Source organism: Nocardia sp. NPDC059229 (assembly GCF_042754165.1).
Lineage (GTDB): Bacteria > Actinomycetota > Actinomycetes > Mycobacteriales > Mycobacteriaceae > Nocardia.
In genome coordinates, this window is the sequence record NZ_JBHZAK010000021.1 from 64,406 (window position 1) to 85,066 (window position 20,661).

At 68.8% G+C, this 20,661-nt stretch carries 14 protein-coding genes and 1 pseudogene; 8 read left to right on the forward strand and 7 right to left on the reverse strand.

The annotated features are described in order from the left end of the window. Positions 1–73 precede the first annotated feature (73 nt). The gene (locus ACFXHE_RS35340; protein WP_379389004.1) at positions 74–598 is read right to left on the reverse strand and encodes a MarR family winged helix-turn-helix transcriptional regulator; all 525 of its coding nucleotides are present in this window, start codon (positions 596–598) and stop codon (positions 74–76) included. A gap of 85 nt (positions 599–683) precedes the next feature. Between ACFXHE_RS35340 and ACFXHE_RS35345 the strand changes: the two genes are divergently transcribed. After that, positions 684–2,471, forward strand: coding sequence for an ABC transporter ATP-binding protein (locus ACFXHE_RS35345; protein WP_379389005.1), 1,788 nt, complete (start codon positions 684–686; stop codon positions 2,469–2,471). Between the two features lie 56 nt (positions 2,472–2,527). Here the strand turns inward: ACFXHE_RS35345 and ACFXHE_RS35350 are convergent, their stop codons facing one another. Continuing rightward, positions 2,528–4,567, reverse strand: coding sequence for a CocE/NonD family hydrolase (locus tag ACFXHE_RS35350; protein WP_379389060.1), 2,040 nt, complete (start codon positions 4,565–4,567; stop codon positions 2,528–2,530). Positions 4,568–4,666: 99 nt separating this feature from the next. On the opposite strand from ACFXHE_RS35350, the gene ACFXHE_RS35355 reads away from it, so the two are divergent. Both ACFXHE_RS35355 and ACFXHE_RS35360 read left to right on the forward strand, forming a co-directional pair. Continuing rightward, complete coding sequence (locus ACFXHE_RS35355; protein ID WP_379389006.1) at positions 4,667–5,458, forward strand: SDR family NAD(P)-dependent oxidoreductase; 792 nt, start codon at positions 4,667–4,669, stop codon at positions 5,456–5,458. 167 nt (positions 5,459–5,625) lie between these two features. After that, entirely contained in the window at positions 5,626–6,408 is a 783-nt protein-coding gene (locus ACFXHE_RS35360; RefSeq protein WP_379389007.1) for a VOC family protein, read from the forward strand. Positions 6,409–6,460: 52 nt separating this feature from the next. Here ACFXHE_RS35360 and ACFXHE_RS35365 read toward each other — a convergent pair whose 3' ends face one another. Continuing rightward, positions 6,461–7,600: a lipase family protein gene (locus ACFXHE_RS35365; RefSeq protein WP_379389008.1), complete on the reverse strand. Its 1,140-nt coding sequence runs from the start codon at positions 7,598–7,600 to the stop codon at positions 6,461–6,463. 119 nt (positions 7,601–7,719) lie between these two features. Here ACFXHE_RS35365 and ACFXHE_RS35370 point away from each other — a divergent pair, with 119 nt between their 5' ends. Then, positions 7,720–8,415, forward strand: coding sequence for a TetR family transcriptional regulator (locus ACFXHE_RS35370; RefSeq protein WP_379389009.1), 696 nt, complete (start codon positions 7,720–7,722; stop codon positions 8,413–8,415). Here the strand turns inward: ACFXHE_RS35370 and car are convergent. The 3 genes and pseudogenes from car to ACFXHE_RS35385 form a co-directional block, all read right to left on the reverse strand. Next, complete coding sequence (gene car, locus ACFXHE_RS35375; protein ID WP_379389010.1) at positions 8,369–11,899, reverse strand: carboxylic acid reductase; 3,531 nt, start codon at positions 11,897–11,899, stop codon at positions 8,369–8,371. The two genes, ACFXHE_RS35370 and car, sit on opposite strands and share 47 nt — an antisense overlap. 172 nt (positions 11,900–12,071) lie before the next feature. Beyond that, positions 12,072–12,293 (reverse strand): annotated as a pseudogene (locus tag ACFXHE_RS35380) (alpha/beta hydrolase); the annotation flags it as partial. 7 nt (positions 12,294–12,300) lie between these two features. Further along, positions 12,301–13,842, reverse strand: coding sequence for an MFS transporter (locus ACFXHE_RS35385; protein WP_379389011.1), 1,542 nt, complete (start codon positions 13,840–13,842; stop codon positions 12,301–12,303). 185 nt (positions 13,843–14,027) lie between these two features. On the opposite strand from ACFXHE_RS35385, the gene ACFXHE_RS35390 reads away from it, so the two are divergent. Together ACFXHE_RS35390 and trpS are read left to right on the forward strand one after the other, a co-directional pair. Then, complete coding sequence (locus tag ACFXHE_RS35390) at positions 14,028–15,332, forward strand: MFS transporter (RefSeq protein WP_379389012.1); 1,305 nt, start codon at positions 14,028–14,030, stop codon at positions 15,330–15,332. 152 nt (positions 15,333–15,484) lie between these two features. Continuing rightward, a complete protein-coding gene (trpS, locus tag ACFXHE_RS35395) occupies positions 15,485–16,558 on the forward strand; it encodes a tryptophan--tRNA ligase (protein ID WP_379389013.1) in 1,074 nt (357 codons plus the stop codon). Positions 16,559–17,021: 463 nt separating this feature from the next. On the opposite strand, the gene ACFXHE_RS35400 is transcribed toward trpS, so the two are convergent. Continuing rightward, positions 17,022–17,450, reverse strand: a complete 429-nt coding sequence (locus ACFXHE_RS35400; protein ID WP_379389014.1) for a hypothetical protein — start codon at positions 17,448–17,450, stop codon at positions 17,022–17,024. 125 nt (positions 17,451–17,575) lie between these two features. Here ACFXHE_RS35400 and adhE point away from each other — a divergent pair, with 125 nt between their 5' ends. Further along, positions 17,576–20,236: a bifunctional acetaldehyde-CoA/alcohol dehydrogenase gene (gene adhE / locus ACFXHE_RS35405; protein ID WP_379389015.1), complete on the forward strand. Its 2,661-nt coding sequence runs from the start codon at positions 17,576–17,578 to the stop codon at positions 20,234–20,236. Then, a complete protein-coding gene (locus ACFXHE_RS35410) occupies positions 20,223–20,660 on the forward strand; it encodes an SRPBCC family protein (RefSeq protein WP_379389016.1) in 438 nt (145 codons plus the stop codon). The genes adhE and ACFXHE_RS35410 overlap by 14 nt, the downstream gene beginning before the upstream one ends. Position 20,661: the final 1 nt, after the last annotated feature.

Below are 20,661 nucleotides of genomic sequence, written 5' to 3' on the forward strand. Positions count from 1 at the left end.
ACGCTCCCGACCGTACTCGAGGCTCACGACAGCCCGGCCACCCATCCGCGCGACCGACCTGGCCTTCGGCCTGCTACTCCTGCCCGGTTCGCGGGGTCAGCACGGCATTCGGCGGTGTACAGTCGCCGGCCGCCAGGGTGGCGAGGAGCTCGCGCAGAGTATGACGCTGGCCGGGCGAGAGGGCGGCGAAGATCTCTTCGGCGGCGTCACGGCGAGCGTCGGACATCCGAGCCAGTACCCGGCGGCCCGCCGCGGTCGGGGTCACCAGGGTGGCGCGGCGGTTGGCCGGATCCGGTTCGCGGGCAACCAGTCCAGCGGCGACCAGCGCGTCGACGACGGTCGTGGCCGAGCGCGGCACGATGCCGAGGTGCTCCGCGAGGGCGGACATGCGCAGCGGTTCGTCGCCGTGCTCGTCGGCACGGCCGATGATGCGCAGCGCGCGGGCCTGGGCCGGGGTGAGGCCGAGCGGCGACAGCCGCGCCGACTGCGTGCGGCGCAATCGTTTGGTGGTGCGCAGGAAGAGTTCGGCGAGGTCATCGTCGGGAGCGACACGCCTCTCGCCCGTAGCACGCGGCTCGTCTGCAGGGCTGCTCGACATGATCCAGAGCATAACTCATTGTCCTCGGAACAATTATGATCCAAACTCAGTTATAGCGCCTGACTCCCTGCGAAAGGAGGCGCTGATGGCTTCACAACCTGAACTTCGCCGGATCGTCCGGCTCTTTCATCCGTATCGCGGGCGCTTGGCCCTGGTCGCGGCCCTGGTGGGTTTGGCCTCGCTGGCCGGTCTGGCTTCCCCGTTCCTGCTGCGCGGCATCATCGACGACGCCCTGCCGCACGGTCGCACCGGACTGCTGACCGCGCTGGCCGTGGGCATGATCGCGGTCGCCGCGTTGAACAGTGTGTTCGGCGTCTTCCAGACCTATATCTCGACCGCGGTCGGCCAGGACGTCATGCACGATCTGCGGTCGGCCGTCTACGCGCGGCTGCAGTCCATGCCGCTGTCCTTCTTCACCACCACCCGCACCGGCGAGGTGCAGTCGCGAATCGCCAATGACATCGGCGGCATGCAGTCCACGGTCACCTCGACCATCACCTCACTGGTCTCCAACTTCACCTCCGTCGTCGCGGCGGTCATCGCCATGTTCGCGCTGGACTGGCGGCTCACGCTGGTCTCGTTGGTCATGCTGCCGCTGTTCGTGTGGATCAGCCGCCGGGTCGGCTCCGAGCGCCGGCGCATCACCGCGGAGAAGCAGCGCAAGCTGGCGGGCATGTCGGCGATCGTGGAGGAATCGCTGTCGGTGAGCGGGATCCTGTTGTCGCGCACCATGGGTCGCTCGCCCGCGCTGGTCGAGGATTTCACCCGGGAATCGCGGGGGCTGGTGGATCTGGAGATCCGCTCCAGCATGGCCGGGCGGTGGCGGCAGTCGACCATCTCGATCGTGATGGCGGCCATGCCGGCGGTCATCTACTGGGCGGCGGGCATGACCGTGGCCCAGGGGCATCCGCTGGTGTCGATCGGCACGCTGGTCGCGTTCACCACGCTGCAGAGCGGCCTGCTGCGGCCGACCGTCATGCTGCTGTCGACCGGCGTCGATATTCAAAGCTCGCTGGCGCTGTTCGGGCGGATCTTCGAATACCTGGATCTGCGACCGGACATCGAGGAGCACGAGCAGCCGACGCCCCTGCTGGAGCAGGTGACGGGCGCCGTACGGTTCGAGCGCGTCGGGTTCGCCTACAACGCGGATCGGAACGTACTGAGCGACATCGATATCGAGGTGCCCGCCGGGTCGAGTCTGGCGATCGTCGGCGAAACCGGCTCGGGGAAGACGACTCTCGGGTATCTGGTGGCGCGGCTGTACGACGTGACGTCCGGCCGGGTCACCGTCGACGGCGTGGACGTGCGGGAGCTGTCCTTCGCCGACCTGTCCGCGGCGGTGGGCGTGGTGTCGCAGGAGACCTACCTGTTCCACTCGTCGGTCGCCGACAACCTGCGCTTCGCGAAACCCGATGCGACAGAGGCGGAATTGCATGCCGCGGCCCGGGCCGCGCAGATCCACGACCACATCATGAGCCTGCCCGACGGGTACGACACCCTGGTCGGCGAGCGCGGCTACCGCTTCTCCGGCGGGGAGAAGCAGCGGCTGGCGGTGGCGCGGGCCATCCTGCGGAATCCGCCCATCATGGTGCTCGACGAGGCGACCAGTGCGCTGGACACCAGGACCGAGCGCGAGGTGCAGGCGGCGATCGACGCGCTGTCCGCGAATCGCACCACCATCACGATCGCGCACCGGCTGTCCACGATCCGGGACGCCGATCAGATCGTGGTGCTCGATCAGGGTCGCGTGGTGGAATTCGGTACGCACCGGGACCTGGTGGAGCGCAACGGTTTCTACGCCGATCTGCTGGCCCGCGACACCTTCGACGATGTCATGGCCGAGGCCGACGTGGTCGGCGCGCTCGAATCCTGAGCCCGGACAGCGGAAAGCCCTGCCGTCCACGTTGACGACAGGGCCTCTTTCTCTCCCTACCAGCCGATATTTCCGCCGAGAGGGACGTTCACCCAGCTGGGCGCGTTCGGGTCGAGGTCGATGTGCTGGGGCAGCAGCTCGCTCTCGTTCAACAGCGGGCGCAGCGGCAGGCCACGCGGGAAGTTGAACGCGAAGACGTCGATGCGCAGGCGGTGGCCCGGCTGCAGGACGGCGTCGGTGGCGGTCAGGCCCAGATCGACGGTGGTGGGCTGGCCGGGGACGAGCGGCTCGCGATCGGCCAGGGTGAGGACCGGGTACGGGTCGGTGTAGTCGCCGTTGGCCGAGCGGGTCGCCTTGTCCTCGTCCACCTTTCGCAGCGACGCGGTCAGCTGGCCGGAGGTCAGCACCGTGGACCTGCCGTCGGGCGCGACGTCGTTGAGCGTCGCGGTCCAGTAGCCGTCCGTGGCGTCGAGCACCGTGTTGAGGTGCACGTTCACCGGCCCGGAGACGAGGGTGGCGTCGGCCACCGGTTGGCTGGTGAAGGTGAGGCCGTTGAGTTCCATCGGCCGCGCGTCCTTGGCGCAGGCGTCGAGGACGGCCGTGACGCCCGCGGTGATCTGCGCCGAATCGCGTGAGCACAGGCTGTTGATGCCGGGCGCGACGGTGAGCCGCTCCGGCCCGGCGGGATCGGCGACCAGGCTGCCGTCGTGCACGCTCATCGGAGCGGTGCCGCTGGGCGCGCCGGACAGGTACAGGCGGCGGTAATCGACGTCGCTGCGCGGGAATTGGTCCGTCGTGGTCCAGGAGCCGCCCTGCTGGAACAGCGTCACCGGGCCGTAGCCGTCGATGCCGTTGTCGATGCCCTTGAGCCACCGGTCGAACCAGGCGCGCTCGAGCACATCCAGGCGCGGCGGGGCCCCGGGTGCGCCGAATCCGCTGCCGGGATCGGCGTGGTAGGTGTCGCCCATGATCAGCTGCTTCTGCCCGGGCGGCAAGGGAATCGCGTCGTAGATGCGCGGTTCGGAGTAGGTGAAGATGTCGTGCCAGCCGCCGTAGACCATGGTCGGCACACGCACCCGGTCCGGATGCCCGAGCCAGGCGGTGCGCAGGCTGCTGTCGGGTTCCAGGATGCTCTTCAGGTTGTCCGGGATCTCCGGGATGGACTGCACGGTCAGCGCCTGAATGATGTAGTCGAAGAAGGTGAACGGGCTCTGCAGGCGGTCGGCGAGCCATTTCCAGTCGAAGGCGCCGGAGAAGATCGAGATCAGATCCGGGAGGAGTTTGAGGCTGTCCACGCCCAGCAACCACGGTGGGATGAAACCGAATCCGAGTGCGCCGCCGGTGGCGAGCACATCGCGCACCAGGTCGCTGCCGGGCTCGACCGGGAAGATGGCCTTCAGCGCGTCCGGCTGGTGTTCGGCGGCCTGCACCTGATTGATCGCCGAGTACGAGATGCCCGACATCCCGACCTTGCCGTCCGACCACGGCTGCTGGGCCGCCCAGTTGATCACCTCGACGCTGTCGAGCTGCTCACGCTCCTGGAAGACCTGCCAGACGCCCTCGGAGAAGCCGGTGCCGCGCACGTCGGCCACGACCTGGGTGTAGCCGGACTGGACCAGCTTCCGGTCGGCGGTGAAGACGCGGGCCGCGCCGCCGGGCACCACCTTCACCAGGTCGGAGAGACCGCCCAGGCCGACGCCGGACAGGTCGAAACCCTGAAGGAAGTTCGACAGCACATCCGACAGGCCGGGAATCGACAGGGCCGAATCCGCGATCATCGATACGAGTTTCGTGTACGGGGTGAGGTTGACGACCGTCGGCAGCGGGGTGTCGACGATGTGGCCGTCGGCGTCCATGGGCCGATACACATTGGCCTTCAGGACGGTGCCGTCGCTCATGGTGATCGGGACGTCCCAATCGATGTGCACGCCAGGATATTTCGGCGGTCCGTCCTCGGTCGCGGTCCAGGCCGCGCCCAGGGATCCGGCGTCCGGTGTGGCGGTGGCCAGCGGCCGGACCAGCACCCCGACGGTGACCGCGGTGGCGAACAGGGCGAGCGCGCCCAGCGTTCGTCCCCTGAACTTGGTGAATTGCATCCCGACCCCGTGGTTGAGGAACCTCTGCGTACCCAACGGTCGGACTGTAATGGCCGACACTCTCGACCGCAATCGTGGCGGGTGTCATATGTTGATCGGGTGAGCACAGCAGCAGGCGAATTGGCGGGACGCGTCGCACTCGTGACCGGCGGCGGGCGTGGTATCGGGCGCGCCATCAGCCATGCGCTGGCCGCCCGCGGCGCCGTGGTCGCGGTCAACTGGGTGCGCCATGAGCAATCGGCGAAAGACACTGTGGCCGAACTGCATTCCCTGGGAGCCACCGCCCTCGCCGTGCACGCCCCGGTCGACGATCCAGTGGCCGTGACCGCCATGGTCGACCGCGTGACGAACGAGCTCGGCCCGATCGGCATCCTCGTCCACAATGGCGGCGTCGCCAGCCGTGGCCGCCTGGTCTCCGACACCGATCCGGTGGAGGTCGAGCGACTGCTGCGCATTCAGGCCATCGGCCCGCACCACCTCACCAAGCTCGTCCTCCCCGGCATGCGCACCTGCGAACGCGGCGACATCATCATGATCAGCAGCGTCGCCGCCCACGCGCTCGGCGCGGCCGGCGCCCCCTACAACATGGCCAAGGCCGCCCTCGAAGCCCTCGCCCACACCCTCGCAAAAGAGGAATCCCCCAACGGAATCCACGTCAATATCGTCGCCCCCGGCCTGGTCGCCTCCGACATGGGCGACCGCCTCACCGCGGCCCTGTCCGGCGGCATCCACCGTCACGCCGCCGACCTCGACGCCACCTCCCCTTTCGGCCACGTCTGCCGCCCCGAAGAGGTAGCCGACGTCGTCGCCTTCCTCGTCTCCCCCGCCGCCAGCTATCTCACCGGCCAACGCATCGTCATCGACGGCGGCGCCTACCCATACCGGCCGTGAACCCGGGATCGCCACTGGCCAGGTCGACGCCAGGGTGCTCCCGGAATGTTCAACACAAGTTCGTGACCAGTCGGTATTCCGTGACCGGAATGCCGGGAAGCATGGTTAGCTGACCATGTGCCTGCCCTCCGACAGGCCGCAACCGACCGATGCTCGGGAGGATCCGTATGCCCACAACAGACAAGGTTTGGCCACAAGGAACTCCGTGTTGGGTCGACTGTTCCGTCGACGATCCCGCCGCTGCGCGGGACTTCTACGCCCAGCTGCTCGGCTGGGACGTGCTCGACAGTCCGCCCGAGGCGGGCGGGTATCTGATGGCGATGCTCAACGGCAAGCCCGCCGCGGGCATCGGGCCCAAGATGGGTGAGGCCGCCATGCCCTCGGTGTGGACCACCTACTTCGCCGCCGAGAATGCCGATGCGGTCGCGGGCGCGGTCACGGCGGCCGGCGGCTCGGTGTTCATGCCGCCCTTCGACGTGATGGACGTCGGGCGCATGTTCGTCGGCGCGGACCCGGGGGGCGCGGTGTTCGGCGTATGGGAAGCCAAGGCGCACACCGGCGCCGGGATCTTCAACGAGCCCGGCGCGTACTGCTGGAACGACCTGCACACCTCCGCGTACACACCGTCGCAGGAGTTCTACAAGCAGGTCTTCGGCTGGTCCTTCGACGAGATCGGCAGCGAGCAGATGCCGTACTCCACCTTCGCCGGCGCGGACGGCCGCCCGATGGGTGGCGCGGCCGACAGCACCGGCCAGCCCGGCGACGGCCCCAACTACTGGCTGACCTGGTTCCAGGTCGCGGGCGCGGACGCCGCGCTGGACAAGGCCAAGGAGCTCGGCGCGACCGTACTGATGGGCCCGTCGGACAGCCCCTTCGGGCGCATGGGCATCGTGTCGGGCCCGCAGGGCGAGGTCTTCGGTCTGATCGACACCACCGTCACCATCGGCTGATCCATCGGTCGACGCCAAGGCCGAGTGGCTCTGTGCCACTCGGCCTTTCGCGTCAGGAGAACAGTCGCGCCACGAACGGCACGGTGTCGGCCAGTGAGGCGAGCATGGCGCCGCTGTGGTCCTTCCCCGCGTAGACGTGCACCTCGGGATGCGTTCCGGCTGCGGCCATGTCGGCGACCAGCTTGGCCGTGAGCGGTGCGGGGACATCGGTGTCATTGGTGCCCTGCCCGATGAACAGCGGCCGGTCGTAGCCGGTCAGCGGGACATCCATGACCGACCGCGCGGTCGGCACGAAATCGCCGTCCGCCAGCGGCCGCGACACCAGCTGGTTCAGCGACACACCGGTGGCGTGCTCGGCCATCGGGGCGAAGCACAGGGTCTGGGCGTCGGTCACCAGCTGCTTGCCCAGCGGGGTCAGGTAGCTGTCGAGGTCGAAGTCCGGGCGGGCCGCCTTCAGGCCGTTGAACACGTAGGTGGTGTAGGCGGTGATGTGCGAGGACCCGATGGGCGGGGTGTTCGGCCCGATCAGGGTCGCGGCGTCCACGATATTGGAGGCCGGGCCGGTTGCCACCGCGCCGCGGTAATCCAATTCGGGCGCATAGCGTGTCGCGAGCGAGGCGGTGAAAACCGCGGCGCCGCCGCCCTGCGACTGCCCGATCGCCACCCACTTCGGGGCCAGCGAGTCGTCCACGGCGCGGGCGGCGCGCACCATGTCGATGGCGGCGTGCGCCTCGGCGCGGCCGTCGAGGTAGGCGTGCACGCCGGGGGTGCCCAGGCCGATGTAGTCGGTGGCGACGATGGCGTAGCCCTGCTTCATCCAGGTGGCAAGGAACCCCATGTCGCGGTCGGAGCGACCGGCCACCGAGGGCGCGCAGTCGTCGCCGATGCCGACGGTGCCGTGCTCCCAGGACAGCACCGGCCAGCCGCCGGGCGGCGGGGTGCCCGCCGGGGTGAAGACCACGCCGGTGGACAGCGCGGGCTGATCGGAGGAATCGCGGGTCCAGTAGGTGAGCTTGCGGGCCGAGCCGGTGCCGTCGATCCAGAGGTCCTGCGCCAGCGCCTCATTGCCGACGACGGCGCCCGGGGCCGTTCCCTCGGCCCGGACGGGCGGGTCGGCCTGGGCGGTGGCGGCGAGCGGCCCGGTGGCCAGCACGGCCGCCGAGACCAGGGTGATCACGGTGCGTCGCGTCATCGGAGGAGTCCTCTCGTATCGTCTCGCTTTGGTGTCACAGTGAGACACTTCGGTCAGACTATCCTGAGAAGTGTCACTTTGAGACACCAGGGTGGATATCGGCAACACGAGAGGGCGGGATGACGGCACCGACCGGGTTGCGGGAACGCGAGAAGGCCAGGGTGCGGCGCGAATTGATCGACGCCGCGCTGCTGCTGTTCGAGCGCCGCGGCTTCGAGCAGACCACCGTGCAGGAGATCGCCGACGCCGCCCAGGTGTCGCGGCGCACCTTCCACCGCCACTTCCCCGCCAAGGCGGCCGTGGTCTTCAGCCACGAGGAGGACGTCATGTCCTATCTGCTGGCCGCCCTGGACCGCCGCCCGCCGCACGAGGCGGTCTTCGTCGCGCTGCGGGCCGCGCTGCGCGAGTTCCTGCTCGACGATGCCGAGGCCGAGCTGCGGCGCCGCCAGGCCGACACCGCCCGGCGGGCGCGGCTGGTGCTGATCACCAATCCGCAACTGCGCCAGGAGAATTTCACCGGCACGTTCGGCCGCCGGAACGCGCTGGCCCGGAGTTTCGCCCGCCGCGGCGGACTGGCCGAGGACGATCTGCGGGCGAAACTCGCCGCCGCGACCTGCTTCGCGGCGTTCGGGGTGGGGCTCGACGACTGGGTGGCGAGCCCCGATCCGTCCCTCGACCGCCTCTACGAGATCCTCGACGGCACCGTCGCCGCGCTGCAGCACGGTCTCGAGATCCCCGCGGCGACGGGCGACGGGCGACGACTGAGGGCTACAGCAGACCGCGCAGCCTCAGGTCCGCGACGTACTTGTCGATGAGTTCCCTTGTCAGGTGCGGGATGTCGCCGTTCGGGCCGAGTTTCGCCTGCTGCACGGCCGTCTGGAAGCGCTTGGCCGGGAGCGCCGCGCCCGCGATGGGCAGGCCGGGGCGGCGGTAGGCGTGCAGTAGCGGCAGCACCGAGTGGGTGCGCTGCTGCTCCGGCAGGGCGCGCAGGGCGGTCTCGAAACGGCCGACCCAGTCCGGGTAGGAGTCGATGCGGTCGATGGGTTGGCCGGATTCGATGAGCCAGTCCACGAATTCGTCGAGGGAGATGCCGTCGTCGTGGGGATTGAGGACGTCGTAGGTCTCGAAACCGGCGGTGACGCGGGCGCCGAGAGCCGTGATGGCGGCGGCGGTGAAGTCCGCGGGCAGGCCGTCGTAGTGGGCCCGTCGCCGCCCGCCGTCGGAATCCAAGGCGTAGAACGACTTCGGGGCCAGACCGGTGGCGAGCACGCTGAGCAGCAGGCGAGTGAACATGTCGGGCAGGTTGAACTGCCCGGCGAACACGCTGTGCGCCAGGATCATGTCGGAGCGGAAGACCGCCACCGGCAGCCCGCACAGGTCGTGCGCCTCGCGCAGCAGCACCTCACCGGCCCACTTGCTGTTGCCGTAGCCGTTGGCGTACCCGTCGCCCACCGTGCGCACGGCGCTGATCTCGCGGATGTCGCCGTCCTCGGTGAACACGGCGGGGTCGATCTGATCGGCGACACCGACCGTGGACAGGTAGGTGACCGGTTTGCGGGTCGCGGTGAGCGCCAGGCGGATCACCTCGGCGGTGCCGACCACATTGGGACCGAACAGCTGGTCGTAGGGCAGCACGTGATTGACCAGCGCGGCCGGGTGCACAATGAAGTCGACGGTCTCGGCGAGCTCCTGCCAAACCGCTTGGTCCAGACCGAGATTCGGTGCGCCGATATCGCCGGCCAGCACGCGCAGGCGACGCCCGGCCAGCTCCCGGTAGCGCCGCAACAGCTCGGGATCGCCGCTGTCGAACACCTCGTCCAGCCGCCGGCGCGCCGATTCGGCGTCGCGGCCGCGAATGATGCAGACGAGGGTGCCGTCGGTGTCGTCCAGGCGCTGCAGCCATTCCAGGCACAGGAACCGGCCGAGGTAACCGTTGGCGCCGGTGAGCAGCACCGTACGCGGCGGCTGCGGCGCGAGCGGCAGACCGGGCGCGGCCGCCAGGGTCGCCGCGTCGACGAACTTGTCGAGGGTAAGGTCGGCGGCGCGAATCTCGCCGCCGCCGTGCACGGTCGACGCGGTGGGACGACCGCCGGCGCCGGACCGTTCGGCCTCGATGCGGGCGGCGAGCCCGGCCAGGTCGCTGGCGGGGCTGACGATCACACCCACCGGCACCTCGACATCGAAGATCTCGCGCAACAGCGTCGAGAACGACAGCGCCGACAGCGAATCCCCGCCCAGATCGGTGAAGTGCGCATCCGCCTGTGGCTCGCCGCCGCCGAGGACGGCGCGGGCGGCCCGGCACACCGTCTCGAGCACCGGCCGGCCGGCGGCCTCGCGGCGCAGCGCGAGCAGCTCGTCCTCCTGCTGCCGCGCCTGCGCGCGGTACAGCTCCTCGAGCCGGTCGCCGTAGCGCTGCCTGAGCTTGGGCCGCAACAGTTTTCCGATGCCGGACAGCAGGCCGTTGTCCTGGGTGAAGGGCTCGGTCTCGATCAGGAACTCGCGCGGGATCTCGTAGGACTCCAGCTCGGCGTCCTTGGCGATCTGCTGCATGGATTCGGTGATGGCCGCGGTCATCTCGGCGGGTTCGAGCGCGAGGGCGGCCGCCGAGGGCACGATGACGGCCAGCAGGTGCGAGCGCTCGCTGGACCCGTGCACGAAGATCTGGGCGATCAGCGGGCTGGTGGCGAAGACGGCCTCCAGCTTGGCCACGGCCACGAACTCGCCCTGCGACAGCTTGAGCACATTGTTGCGGCGGTCGACGTACACCAGATGGTCGGGCCGGACCTCGGCGACGATATCGCCGGTGCGGTAGTAGCCGTCCTCGTCGAAGATCTCGGCGGTCACCTCGGGACGCTTGAAGTAGCCCGGGATCTGCTGCGTCGACTTCACCAGGAACTCGCCGCGCGGGTACGGCTTGTCGGTGGCGAAGTAGCCGAGCTCGGGCACATCGGCCAGCTTGTAGTCGATGACCGGCGGCCGGCGGATCTCATTGTCGATGAGCAGACCGCCGCCCGCCTCGGTGGAGCCGTAGCCGTCGACGAGCGGCTGGCCCAGCACCGAGTTCATGAACTCCTTCATGTCCGCGGAGATGGGCGCGCTGCCGACCATGACCCGGAGCAGGCGGCCGCCCAGGAAGTCCTGTCGCAGTGCGGCTTTCGCGGCCTCGTCGGCCTCGGCGGGGGCCGCGCCCGCGGCGATGCGGCGCTGCACGTCGCTCTGATAGCGCTGGAACACCATGTCGCACACGCGCGGGACGAAGAACGCCTCGGTGGGGCGGGCCAGGCCGAAATCCTCGAACAGGGTCGACATATCGCTGGCCGCCGCGAAATACGCGGTTCCGCCGCGCGCGAAGGTGCCGCTCAGCACCATCCGGCCGGCGACGTGACTCAGGGGCATATAGCAGAAATTGATGACCGGGGCCGGAATGACCGTGGGCCCCAGCCACATACCGGTCGCCAGCCGCTGCGGGTAGATCGCTCCCTTGGGGGTCCCGGTGCTGCCGGAGGTGTAGATGAGCAGGGCGAGCTCGTCGTCGTCGGCGGGCACGTGCAGCGGTACCGCGGGCAGGTCCCGGCCCCGGTCCGACACGGCCGCAAGCGATTCCAGGCTGATCTCGGCTCCCGACTCCGCGATGCGGCGCTGCGCGGCAGCGTAGGTCTCGGCGTGGTGGTCGTCGCCGGGTTCGAAGTCGAAGACCACGATCGATTCCACCGGCGTGCCGCCGAGCACGCAGTCGAGCGCGGGCGCGAGCAGCTCCAGGCTCACCGCCAGCACCCGGGCGCCGGTCTCGGTGATGATCGAATGCCATTGCGCGGCAGGTGAACCCGATTGCAGTGGCACGCTCACCAGGCCCAGCCGGATGCCGGCCAGCTCGACGGCGGTGAAGTCGCCGCTGGCGAAGCCCAGGATGCACAGGAAGTCCCCCACGCGCAGGGGGTGTCGCGGGTCCGCGTGCCAGGCGGCCGCGATATCCCCGGAACGCACCCACAGCTCGCCATAGCTCGTGGTCCGGTACGCGGGCAGCAGCCGCCGGGTGCGCCGCCCGTCGGCGCCGACCACGATCTCGGTGGCCCGCTCGGCGATGGCGGGCCGGTCGGCGTATCCGCCGAAGAGCACCGCCGCCACACCGGCCAGCCCCTGCCCGGACTGCTGAGCCGCGGCCGCGACCTCGGGTAACGGGACCAGCGACCGCACCTGATCATCGGCCATCAGTTCCTCGAACCGCTTCGCGATCTCGGCATGCGCGAGCCGATCCGCGAATCGCTGGGTAAGCTCCGCCCGAACGGCGTCCTCGACCATCAATGGCCTCCCTGGTCTCCGGCGATTACGACGCCACGAATTCGTTCGGGCGTCGGGTTTTCTCCCCATCAATTAGCTTTGCTAACGTTTCCACCATGGGCGGCCGGGAGGGGAAAGTCAAGAACTCCGCGGCGCACCCCCAATCCAGGATGCGCCGCGAATCCGCAGCGTGCTACCGGTAGCCGAGATCGGTCACCGCGACATCGATCAGGTCGGCGATGGCGACCGGCTGCGAGGCGTGGCTCGACGGCAGCTCGGCGGTCCGGCGCGGGCCCAGCCGCTCGGCCAGGCGGCGCTCGTTGTCCGGGTTGATCATGCGGTCCTCGGTGGAGACCTGGCACCAGGTCGGCTTGGCCTTCCAGGCCGGGGCGGTGACGGTGCCACCGAAGATTGAAGGCCGATCAGACCAGAGCGTCGTCCGCGGGGCTGGGTTCGGCGGCGGGCCGGTCGGTGCGGAGCAGCAGGCCGCAGCCGAGAGCGGCCACCGCCATGACGATCGCGCCGAGGACTGCCATGGTGTTCATACCCGAGGTGAAGGCGGCGCGGGCCGCCGAGAGGATGGCGTCCCCGCCGGGCAGCCCGGCACTGACACCGACAGCGCCGCCGAGGGTTTCGTGAATGGTGTGCGCGGCGGCCGGGGGCAGATCCGCGGGCAGGGCGCGATCGACCTTGCTCCCGTACACCGCCGCGCCGATGCTGCCGAGCACGGCGATGCCGAGCGCACCGCCGAATTCGCCGCCGGTCTCGAGCACCGCGGAGGCCGCGCCCGCCCGTTCCGGCGCGACCGCGCCGATGGCCAGATCGGTGACCAGGGTCATCACCACCACCAGTCCCGCGCCCAGCAGGGCGGCCGCCAGCAGCACCAGCACCAGCGAGTGCACCCCGGCCAGCGCCATCACCACGAAACCCGAAGCGGCGATGAGGAATCCGGCCGCCACCACCGGGCCCGCCCCCAGCTTCGGGGCCAGCGCCGCCGCCAGCGGGGCCGCGCCGCCCACCACCACGGCCGGAGCCAGGCTCCACAGCGCCGACACGAACGGGCTCATGCCGAGCACCGACTGCAGGTACTGGGTCACGAACACCGCATTGCCGACCAGGGCGAACATGCCCAGCAACTGCGCCGACACCGACACCGTGTAAGTACGCCGGGTGAACAGCGCGGCGTCGAGCACCGAGTCCGGCACCCGCCGCTGCCGGATCACGAACACCGCGCCCACCGCCAGCCCGGCCAGCAGGATCACCAACCGCCACACCGTGAATCCATTGGCGGCCCATTCCTTGAGCCCGAAGATGATCGGCATGACCGCCGCCAGCGACAGCACCGCGCTGATCCAGTCGAATCGTTCCGCCCGCGCCCCACGGAATTCCGGCAGCATCGCCGGGGCCAGCACCAGCAGCAGCGCCATGGCGGGGATATTGATCAGGAACACCGAACCCCACCAGAAGTACTGCAGCAGTGCGCCACTGAGCACCGGGCCGATGGCCACGCCGCTGCTCATCACGCCCGCCCACACCGCCATCGCCTTGGTGCGGTCGGCGTCGTGGAGGAAGATGTTGCGGATCAGCGCCAGCGTGGACGGCATGAGGGTGGCGCCCGCGATGCCGAGCACGGCACGGGCGGCGATGAGCGCCTCGGCATTCGGCGCGTAGGCCGCCGCGAAGGAGGCCACGCTGAAGCCGGCCGCGCCGATCAGCAGCAACCGCCGCCGGCCGATGCGGTCGCCGAGCGCGCCCATGGTGAGCAGCAGCCCGGCCAGCACGAAGCCGTAGATGTCGAAGATCCACAGCTGCTGGGTGGCACTGGGATCCAGGTCGCGCACGATGAAGGGCACCGCGAAATACAGTACCGAGACGTCCATGGAGACCAGCAGCAGCGGCAGGACGAGCACGGCGAGCGCGCTCCATTCCCGCCGGCCCGCGCGCCGGTGTTCTTCGCTGTTCATTGACTCGACGACCTTCGTTACGGGAGAGGCGAACACCGTCAGCATCGCCGAATCCGCTGGCAGGGCCCTGGTATCGGATTGCCAGCGCACTGACAGCGCACCCGGTCAGCATGACGGGTCGAACTCCCGTGCCCCGATGGGTCACACTCGAACGGCACGTACACGACGATCCGCCCCGAGGAACCATGCAGAACATTCCCGCCGACGCCGTGCGCGTCGAAACCCCCGCGCGCTACCGGATCTCGAACTCCGCGGCGTTCTGGCTGCTGTCGATCGCGCTGGGGCTGCTGCTGTTCGCGTCGGCGGCCCCGTCGCCGATGTATCCGGTATATCAGCAGATGTGGCACTACTCGTCGCTGGTGTCGACGGGTGTGTATGCCGCGAATGCCATTGCGCTGCTGGTGACTCTGCTGTTCGCGGGCTCGCTGTCCGACCACATCGGGCGGCGGCCGGTGCTCATCGCGGCGGTGTTGGTCGAGCTGGCAGGGACACTGGCCTTCGCCGAAGCGCAGTCGGTGACTTGGCTTTTCACCGCCCGCATCGTGCAGGGCATCGCGACCGGACTGGCCACCGGTGCGATCACGGCCACGCTCATCGATCTGCAGCCCGCGGAATCGCGGCTGGGCGCGCTCATGACGAATGTGGCGGCCGGCGGCGGGCTCGCGGTGGGCGCGATCAGTTCCGGGCTGCTGGTGGCCTACGCGCCCGCGCCGACCCGGCTGGTGTATTGGCTGCTCGCGGCGGCGTTCACCGTCATCGTGATCGGCGTGCTGCTGATTCCGGAGACGGTCGCGCCCGACGGGCGGGGCCTGGCGTCACTGAAGCCCAAAGTGTCGGTGCCGCAAGAGGTCCGGGTGGCCTTCCTCACCCTGGTGCCGTCGATCGCGGCCACGTGGGCGCTGGGCGGGCTCTATCTGGCGCTGGGCGGCGCGCTCATGAAGGTGCACTTCCACGTCGGCACACCGCTGGCCGGTGGCCTGGTGGTGGTCGCGTTGCAGGGCACCTCGGCGGTGACCGCACTGCTGGCACGCGACTGGACCATTGATCAGGCGCTGCTGCGCGGGCCGATCCTGCTCATCTCCGGAGTCTCGCTGGCGCTGCTGGGCGCGGCGACGGAGTCGGTGTGGCTGTTCTTCGCGGCCAGTGTGGTGGCCGGGATCGGCTTCGGGCCGTCGTTCTCGGGTGCGCTGCGCATGCTGACCGGCCTGTCACCGGCCGAGACGCGGGCGGAGGTGGTGACCGCGATCTATGTGGTCTCCTACCTGTCGCTCAGTGTGCCCGCGGTCATTGCGGGGCTGTGCGTGCAGCGGTTCGGCCTGGCCGCCACGACCTACGGCTACGGCCTGATCGTGATCGCGATGGAGGCGGTCGCCCTGGCCGGGTCGCTGCGCCACCGCAGTCCGCACACCGCGCTGGCCGGGCATCTGTGCCCGGCGCCGTGCCCGGGTTCGGTCGCGCCGATGCCGCGGGTGGTGTCGGCGCACCCCTGACCGGCGATCGCGGCCGCGGCTTGTTAAGGTGGACAGGTGATTCCCACTCGGCAGGCATGGCGCTGGCTGCACTAGCAGCCCGATGAACCATGACCACGGGCTGTACGCGGCCCGTGATTCCCGACCGGAACACCCAGCTCGTGCAGCCCTCCATGAACTTTCAGGAGTTGTACGTGACCACCCCTTCGGATTCCTTCGCCGCGTCCCGCGAGCGCAGCGACGAGCTGGCCGCCGAGGTGGCCGCGCATCCCGGCCGCTTCCGCGTCCTCACCGGTGAACGGCCCACGGGCAGACTGCATCTGGGCCACTACTTCGGCACCGTCCGGGAACGGGTGCGGTTGCAGGAACTGGGCGTGGACCTGTGGGTGATCGTGGCCGACTATCAGGTCATCACCGACCGCGACAGCCTCGGCCAGGTCCGCGAGAACGTCTACAGTGCGGTGCTGGACTACGCCGCCGCCGGGATCGACATGAGCCGGGCGACCGTGTTCACCCATTCCTCGGTGCCGGCCCTCAATCAGCTCATGCTGCCGTTCCTGAGTCTGGTCACCGAGTCGGAGCTGCACCGCAATCCGACCGTGAAGGCGGAACTGGCCGCCTCGGAGCGGGCGCTGAGCGGGCTGCTGCTCACCTATCCGGTGCATCAGGCCGCCGACATCCTGTTCTGCAAGGGCAATCTGGTGCCGGTGGGCAAGGACCAGCTGCCGCACCTGGAGGTCACCCGGGTCATCGCGCGACGCTTCAACGAGCGCTACGGCCGGGTGTTCCCGGAACCGCAGGCGCTGCTCACCTCGACCCCGGAGATCCCGGGTCTGGACGGCCGCAAGATGTCCAAGAGCTACGGCAATGCCATCTCGCTGTCCATGACCGCGGATGAGACCGCGGCGCTCATCCGCCGCACCGCAACCGATTCCGACCGGCGCATCACCTTCGATCCCGATGCCCGGCCCGGCGTCTCGGCGCTGCTCACCACGGCCGCACTGTGCCTGGGCACCGATGAGCAGACGCTGGCGGACAAGCTCGGCGACGGCGGCGGCGCGGCGCTGAAGAAGCTGGCCACCGACGCGGTGAACGACTTCTTCGCGGGTCATCGGGCCCGGCGCGCGGAGCTGGCCGCGGACCCGGATTTCGCGAGCGGCATTGTGCGCGAGGGCAATCGGCGCGCCAACGAGATCGCCGAACGCACCCTCGACGAGGTGCGCTCGGCGATGGGGACGGTGTACTAGTCAGTGTTTTGAAAGTGGTCTGAGCTGTGGGCGCCGCTGAGCGGCGCCCCACAGCTGGGTGTTTCGGAAAGTGTTGCCTGCGTTGGCGTGTCGGTGATCTGACGAAGGGAGGTCTCCGGTAGGAGCCGTTGCTGCCTCGTGGGCACAGGGCGGGCAGCACCCCGCCGGGCGGCTCGGGCTGGGCGTGGCCGTCGCGGCGGGCGCCGGCGGCGTGCGCATGGAACGAGCAGCAGACTCGATAGCTGTGCCCAACGGGCTGGGCATGGCGGACGCGCGGTCCCCCAGGCAAACCGGCCAGGCCGGGCCCTGTCCCAGCACCCGGTTCGGTAGGCCGTGTTTTGAAAGGGGTGGTGTGGAGGGGTGCTGTGAAGCGGCACTCCTCCACGTGTGAGCTGGAAAAGATTGTCCGCGTTGGTAAATGGGTGAGGTCTCCGGTAGAGGGTTGATCGACCAAGATCCAACTTCACACCGGGGACCTCGTGGCCAGCGTCGCGGTGACGGGGCGCGCGGACCTGACCGACGCCCAATGGGCGCGGCTGGTGCCGCTGCTGCCCCGTGGTAAGAAGGCGGGCCGCCCGTCGGCCGCGAGTTCCGGTGACTGGGTTGGAAGCATGGCGAATCCCGCGAACAACAACGGGTGCTTCGACACGACATCGGCGAGCCAGTCGTTGACCTCGCGGCAGATGCTGCCGGCGAGGTTGGCGTCCTCGAGCAGCTGCACCCCCGGGCTGACGCGCGAGAGCACCTGAAAATCGACCCCGGCTACCTCTATAGCTGTTGAGCATCGAAGCCGTTCCTTGATCGGTTGCTGGTCAGGATTTCCGGCGTGTTTGCTGTCGCGGACAAGCACCGCAGAGCCCATCGGCCGCATCCGGCCCGGCAGGTCCGGCACCCGGCCTGTCGAAGGCCGAACAGGGCCGATGGCAGGGCACAAAGACCTCAGTGAACGCCGGACAGCGCGAGTACTGTCACCGATGAGTGCCTTCGAAACCGAGAATCTCCGATCAAGAAGATCTCATGACCGATATCCGGATCGGTACCGAAGCTCGGGCCGTCGATCGCAGCAGTGACGCAGCTACTGCCGACACCGCTGCGACCGATTCCGGCCCGGCCCGGTTCGCCGAGGTGAACGCAATGGTCGACACGGCGAGTGCCGCGGCGAAGGCGTTTCGCGAACTCGATCAACAGCAGGTCGATGCGATCGTCGAGGCGATGGCCCGCGCCGGGATCAGGGCGGCGGCCGAGCTGGCACGGGTGGCCATCGAGGAGACCGGTTTCGGCGTGTTCGAGGACAAGGTCGTCAAGAACTACGTCGCCACCGAGTTCCTCTACGACTATCTGCGCGATAAGAAGTCCGTGGGCGTTATCGAGGAGGACGTCGAGCGCAGCATCGTTCGCATCGCCGATCCGATCGGAGTGGTGTTGGCCATCACCCCGGTTACCAATCCGACGTCCACCGTGCTGTACAAGGCGATCGTGGCCGCCAAGACGCGCAACGCGATCCTCTTCCGGCCGTCGCCCGTCGCCGTGCGGTCGTGTGAACGCACTGTCGAGATCCTTCGGCGAGCGGGGGAGGCGGTGGGTTTACCGACAGGCGCGTTGCAGGTGATTCCCGACGCCGCCCATGAGGTGACCCACTATCTGTTCAGGCATCCGGGGGTCGACTTCATCTGGGTGACCGGTGGTCGCAAGATCGTCGACCTGGCCAACGCGGCCGGAAAGCCCACGCTGAGTGTCGGTCCCGGCAACGCGCCCATCTACCTGCATCGTACGGCCGACATCAAGGCCGCCGTCGTCGATATTTTGATCTCGAAGACTTTCGACGCATCGGTGATCTGCCCCGCCGAGCAGACCTGCATCGTCGACGACGCGATCTACGACGCCACCGTCGCCGAATTCGAGCGGATGGGCGCGCACCTGCTCACCGAGGAGCAGTCCGATGCCCTCGCGGAATTCGCGTTCGGCTGCGGCGACACGGCCAACCTCGAGGCTCTCGGCCGCCAGGCACCCGACCTGGCCGCCCGGGCCGGATTCGGCGTGGATCCGTCGGTCAAGATTCTCCTCGCGCCGTTGCCGGCTGAGCTCGACCGGCTCGACACACATCCGCTGGTGCGCGAGAAGCTGATGCCGGTTCTCGGGCTCGTGCGCGCCCGCGACGTCCAGCACGGCATTGATGCCGCGGTCCTCGTTACCGAGCACGGCGGCCTCGGGCACACCTCCGCGATCTACGCCAACGACAAAGCCGTCGTCGACGCCTACAGCCTGGCCGTGCGCACCGGGCGGATCCTGGTCAACGCGCCCACCGCGGTCGGGGCTCTCGGCGGCATCTACAACAACCTCACCCCGACCTTCTCCCTCGGCTGTGGCACCTGGGGCGGTTCGAGCACCACCGAGAACGTCAACTACGAACAGTTGCTCAACATCAAGACGGTATCGCATCGGCGCAGCCCGCCCCAGTGGTTCCGGGTCCCGTCGAACACGTTCTTCAATGCGGGGGCGCTCGAGAACCTGCGGGATCTCGACTGCGATAGCGTCGTCATCATCACCGACGCGCCGAGCGAACAGCGCGGCGTGGTGGATGAATTCCGCAGCAAACTGCGCGCCCGGCACATCAAGATCTTCAGCGAGGTAGAGCCGGAGCCGGGCGAGGCCACCATCCGGCGCGGCGTCGAGTTGCTCGAGGCATACCAACCCGACGTGCTCATCGCCGCGGGCGGCGGATCGGTGATCGACGCGGCCAAGGCGATCCGCCTGTTCTACGAGCACCCCGAGAAGGATCTGTCCGAACTCATTTTGCCGTTCCTCGATCCGCGCAAGCGTATGGCCGACTACCCCCAGGATCCGCACACGGTGCGGCTGGTGGCGGTGCCGACCACCGCGGGCACCGGATCGGAGGTCTCCCCCGCGGCGGTGCTGACCTTGGAAGACCGGAAGGAAACACTGGTCGACTATTCCCTGGTGCCCGATATGGCGATCGTGGATCCGCTGCTCACCGTCTCCATGCCGCAGACCCTGACCGCCGACACCGGTATCGACGCCCTCACCCACGCCCTCGAGGCCCTGGCCTCGGTCTTCGCCTCGCCCTATACCGATGCCTTCTGTGTGCAGGCGGCGCGGCTGATCTTCGAGGCGCTTCCCCGAGCCTACGACGATCCCCGGGATCTGCCCGCCCGCACCGATATGGCCAATGCCGCGACGCTGGCCGGCCTGGCGTTCTCCAATGCCTTCGTCGGCACCAACCATGCTCTCGCCCATGCTGTCGGCGTCCGGTTCGGCATCGCCCACGGCCGGGTGAACGGCGTCTTCCTGCCGCACACCCTGCGCTACAACGCCGGCCTGCCGACGAAGTTCATGCCCGCTCCCGGCTACTCGGCCTATGTCGCCCCCGAGAAGTACGCCGAACTCGGGCGGATCGTCTTCGGCGGGCGCGAACCCGGAGAGAGCCGCCGCCGGCTCTTCCAAGGTGTGCAAGACCTGCTCGACCGGCTCGAGATGCCACGGGCACTCCGGGAGATCGGCATTCCCGAGGACGAATTCCTCATGGCCCTACCGGAATTGGCGATGACCGCATTCCAGGACCTGAGCAATCGCACCAATCCGCGGATGCCGCTGATCAGTGAGATCACCACACTGCTTCAACTCGGCTACTACGGGGACGGTGACCATGCCGACCGATAGCGCCACCAGGACCGTGCGGGTCCAGGCCCCGCCGGCGACCGTGCTCGCGACGATCCGCGACCTGAACAGCCAGCCGGAATGGATCCCCGAGATCCGCCGAGCGGAGGTACTGGAGGTGGACGAGCGGACCGGATTGCCGGTGACCGCCCGGTTCACGGCATCCGCGCCGGTCGGCACCGACAGCTACATCCTCAGGTACCGTCACCGAGATGACGGCATGAGTTGGTCCATGGTGCAGGGGCGGTGGCAGACCGGTCAGGAAGGCCGCTACAAACTCGACGAAATCACTCCGGACACCACCTCCGTCACCTATCAGCTGACCATTCATCACAACCTGCCGCTGCCCGGCTTCATCCGCAGCAGAGTCATCAAAGGATTGGTGGACAGCACACTGACCGGTTTGCAGCAGAGGGTCGAATCCTGAC

Coding starts and splice junctions, on each gene's coding strand:
- ACFXHE_RS35345 (WP_379389005.1), top strand. CDS start 684: ATGGCTTCACAACCTGAACTTCGCCGGATCGTCCGGCTCTTTCATCCG.
- ACFXHE_RS35390 (WP_379389012.1), top strand. CDS start 14,028: ATGCAGAACATTCCCGCCGACGCCGTGCGCGTCGAAACCCCCGCGCGC.
- trpS (WP_379389013.1), top strand. CDS start 15,485: ATGAACTTTCAGGAGTTGTACGTGACCACCCCTTCGGATTCCTTCGCC.
- adhE (WP_379389015.1), top strand. CDS start 17,576: ATGACCGATATCCGGATCGGTACCGAAGCTCGGGCCGTCGATCGCAGC.
- ACFXHE_RS35350 (WP_379389060.1), bottom strand. CDS start 4,567: ATGCAATTCACCAAGTTCAGGGGACGAACGCTGGGCGCGCTCGCCCTG.
- ACFXHE_RS35410 (WP_379389016.1), top strand. CDS start 20,223: ATGCCGACCGATAGCGCCACCAGGACCGTGCGGGTCCAGGCCCCGCCG.
- ACFXHE_RS35340 (WP_379389004.1), bottom strand. CDS start 598: ATGTCGAGCAGCCCTGCAGACGAGCCGCGTGCTACGGGCGAGAGGCGT.
- ACFXHE_RS35385 (WP_379389011.1), bottom strand. CDS start 13,842: ATGAACAGCGAAGAACACCGGCGCGCGGGCCGGCGGGAATGGAGCGCG.
- ACFXHE_RS35360 (WP_379389007.1), top strand. CDS start 5,626: ATGCCCACAACAGACAAGGTTTGGCCACAAGGAACTCCGTGTTGGGTC.
- ACFXHE_RS35370 (WP_379389009.1), top strand. CDS start 7,720: ATGACGGCACCGACCGGGTTGCGGGAACGCGAGAAGGCCAGGGTGCGG.
- car (WP_379389010.1), bottom strand. CDS start 11,899: ATGGTCGAGGACGCCGTTCGGGCGGAGCTTACCCAGCGATTCGCGGAT.
- ACFXHE_RS35365 (WP_379389008.1), bottom strand. CDS start 7,600: ATGACGCGACGCACCGTGATCACCCTGGTCTCGGCGGCCGTGCTGGCC.